Source organism: Mesorhizobium sp. M2A.F.Ca.ET.067.02.1.1, from assembly GCF_004023285.1.
GTDB lineage: Bacteria > Pseudomonadota > Alphaproteobacteria > Rhizobiales > Rhizobiaceae > Mesorhizobium.
In genome coordinates this window covers 1-2,046 of record NZ_RZSB01000933.1, presented here as the reverse complement: position 1 = coordinate 2,046, position 2,046 = coordinate 1, and the positions used below count along the sequence as shown (strand labels likewise).

The 2,046-nt window shown below is 62.4% G+C and carries 4 protein-coding genes; all 4 read right to left on the bottom strand.

Annotated elements, in window-relative coordinates:
• A partial coding sequence (rpsB, locus tag EOA28_RS33895) for a 30S ribosomal protein S2 (RefSeq protein WP_128315752.1) occupies positions 1 to 505 on the bottom strand: 505 nt, incomplete at its 3' end.
• A 176-nt stretch (positions 506 to 681) separates the two neighbouring features.
• Positions 682 to 1,293, bottom strand: a complete 612-nt coding sequence (locus EOA28_RS33890; RefSeq protein WP_127251498.1) for a LysE family translocator — start codon at positions 1,291 to 1,293, stop codon at positions 682 to 684.
• On the bottom strand, positions 1,290 to 1,568 hold the full coding sequence (locus EOA28_RS33885; RefSeq protein ID WP_126060741.1) for a DUF4031 domain-containing protein: 279 nt from the start codon (positions 1,566 to 1,568) through the stop codon (positions 1,290 to 1,292). The genes EOA28_RS33890 and EOA28_RS33885 overlap by 4 nt, the downstream gene beginning before the upstream one ends.
• Positions 1,569 to 1,648: 80 nt before the next feature.
• The coding region (locus EOA28_RS33880; protein ID WP_128315751.1) for a DUF1849 family protein at positions 1,649 to 2,046 on the bottom strand (398 nt) is incomplete at its 5' end.

Sequence of the window (2,046 nt, the reverse complement as noted above, 5' to 3'; positions counted from 1 at the left end):
TGTTGGTGTCGATGACGAACATCAGGTCCGGCGTCGAACCCATGTCCTTGATGCCGCCGAGAGCCTTGTTGAGCTTCTCGCGTTCGCGGTCGAGGTTCAGGCGCTCCTTCTTGGTGAGGCCCTGGGCCTCGCCGGCCAGCGTCTCGTCAAGCTTGCGCAGGCGCTGGATGGAGTTCGAGATCGTCTTCCAGTTGGTGAGCATGCCGCCCAGCCAGCGCGAGTTGACATAGTACTGGGCCGAACGCTGCGCGGCGTCGGCGACAATGTCGGAGGCCTGGCGCTTGGTGCCGACGAACAGCACGCGGCCGCCCTTGGCGACGGTGTCGGACACCTGCTTCAAGGCCTGGTTCAACAGCGGCACCGTCTGCGACAGGTCGATGATGTGGATATTGTTGCGGGCGCCATAGATGTAGGGCGCCATCTTCGGGTTCCAGCGATGGGTCTGGTGGCCGAAGTGAACACCAGCTTCCAAAAGCTGGCGCATGCTGAAATCTGGCAGAGCCATTCTTTAGTTCCTTTCCGGTTGGCCTCCACGGACACAGGCATTTCGGACGGGATGTCCTGATGCCACCGGAGGTTTCAGCCGGATTTCTCCCGGGCAGACACCAAAGTCCGTGTGTGGAATGAGCGCGGATATAGAGGGGAAGTCCCTTAAACGCAAGCCGTGCATCGCCGCGCGGCTCAACGTGCGGCAATCAGCGCACCGGTGCCGATCATCGCGCCGCCGGCGAACCTGTTCATCAGGCGCATGCGCCTCGGGGTGTCGAACCAACCGGCTGCCCGGCCGGCCATCGCGGCGTAGATGCCCATGGTGATGACATTGACGCTGATCACGACGAGCACCACCAGCAGGCCATCGGCGAAGGTCATGGTATCGAGGTTCAGGATCAGTGGCATGATGGAGGCGTGGAACAGGATCGCCTTCGGATTGCCGAGCGCAATGGAAGCGCCGAGAACGAAGGACCGCGACAGCCGCGCCTGCGACCGAGGAGATTCGTCCTGTTGTTTGGCGGCGGCTCGCCACATCCTGTTCCCGAGAAAGACGAGGTAAGCGGCGCCCGCGTATTTCAGCAAAAGAAAAATCCATTCGAAGGTCTGGGCAATGGCCACCAGTCCGAGCAGCGCCAGGGTGACCAGCACGGCGTCGCCCGCGGCGACGCCCACGCCGGTGATGAACGCCCGGCCGAAGCCGCGCGACAAACCGTTAGTGATGACCGCGAACATCGCCGGCCCAGGCGTGGCGGCTGCCAATGTGATTGCGACGCAATATGCCAGGAACGCCGTCACCGTCATCGTCTCACCTTCCCATTCGGCACTCGCACACGGCGGAAGACCGCCACGATCTCCTCGCGGCTGCATTCGACGGCCCCGAGCCGCACCGCGCGGTCGCGCTCTAAGCCGGTTATATCGTAGTGCGGCGCCGACGTCTTGGGCGGCCCCTGGTAGGACGAGCGTTTGATGCCGAGTTCGGCAGCGAAGCGATGCAGTTCATCGACCTCATCGGCAAGGAGATGGCACCAGCGGTGGCCGGCCCATTTCCAGATCGCCGCATCGACATAGACAGCCATCAGCCTCGCCGCACTCCTTCAGCCCGACAGGCGAGTTGAAGCCAGACGTGCAAGCGCGATCGCCTATCGTCGGGGCGCTGCTATTTCGAAGCCGGGCAAGGCTTGGTCTGGTCGAACAGCGACAGGTTCACCAGCTTGCCGGTCATCGAGAAGTCGCCATAATCCATGACGAGGTCGCGGGTGATGCCGTTCTCGTGCAGCTTGAAGCTGATCCGGTATTCGGGCACCTCTTCGCCGCTTTTGTCGGTATCGTCGAAATAGGCGATGTCGACCGGCCAGTATTTGTCCGAGGCGAGCTTGGCCAGCGCCGGCGCTTCCGGATCCGTCTTGTCGGATTCGGTCTTCTTGCCGACGATGACGGTGGTGCTCATCACCTTGTTGGCGTCCTCGGAGCCGTCGAACAGATTGGTCTGGTAGAAATTCTCGCCCTTCTCGGCCTTGCCGATCAGCTCGACCAGATGCTGGGTCGGAAACTGCG

Excerpts from the sequence above, each read along its gene's own strand:
- EOA28_RS33890 (WP_127251498.1), bottom strand. The coding sequence starts at position 1,293 with ATGACGGTGACGGCGTTCCTGGCATATTGCGTCGCAATCACATTGGCA.
- EOA28_RS33885 (WP_126060741.1), bottom strand. The coding sequence starts at position 1,568 with ATGGCTGTCTATGTCGATGCGGCGATCTGGAAATGGGCCGGCCACCGC.